The 673-nt window shown below is 68.8% G+C and carries 1 protein-coding gene; it reads left to right on the top strand.

Annotation, left to right across the window (positions count from 1 at the left end):
* The coding region (locus IO39_RS57280) for a GAF domain-containing protein (protein WP_211267415.1) at window positions 1-673 on the top strand (673 nt) is incomplete at both ends.

Genomic DNA, 673 nt, shown 5'->3' with positions numbered 1-673 from the left:
GGTGATGAACGAGCTGGCCCCGCTGGTCTCGGCCCAGTACGGCGCGTTCTTCCTGGCCGAGGAGAGCGAGCTGCAGCTCATCAGCGCCTACGGCTACCCGGTCGACCGGCTGCGGCCCACCCGGTTCAAGCTGGGCGAGGCGCTCGTCGGGCAGGCCGCGCGCAGCCGCAGGACCATCGCCATGACCGAGCTGCCGCCCGGCTACCTCACGATCTCCTCCGGGCTCGGCAGCACCGCGCCCGCCTCGGTGATCGTGCTGCCCATCGTGGTGGAGGAGCAGGTGCTCGGGGTGATCGAGCTGGCCTCGGTGCAGGCGTTCACGCCGGTCCACCGGGCCTTCCTCGACCAGCTCATGGAGACCATCGGGGTCAACCTGAACACGATCGTCGCCAACGCCCGTACCGACGAGCTGCTCAAGGAGTCGCAGGAGCTGCAGCGCTCCAACGCCGAGCTGGAGGAGAAGGCCACGCTGCTGGCCCGCCAGAACCAGGACATCGAGACCAAGAACCTGGAGATCGAGCAGGCCAGGCAGGAGCTGGAGGCGCGGGCGCACCAGCTCTCGCTGGCCTCGACCTACAAGAGCGAGTTCCTCGCCAACATGAGCCACGAGCTGCGCACCCCGCTCAACTCGCTGCTCATCCTGGCCCAGCTCCTGGCCCAGAACCACACCCGC

The sequence above is a fragment of the Nonomuraea candida genome (assembly GCF_000725485.1).
In the GTDB taxonomy this organism is placed as follows: domain Bacteria; phylum Actinomycetota; class Actinomycetes; order Streptosporangiales; family Streptosporangiaceae; genus Nonomuraea; species Nonomuraea candida.
The sequence above is the reverse complement of the archived record's forward strand: the minus strand, read 5'-3'. Positions and strand labels throughout refer to the sequence as shown.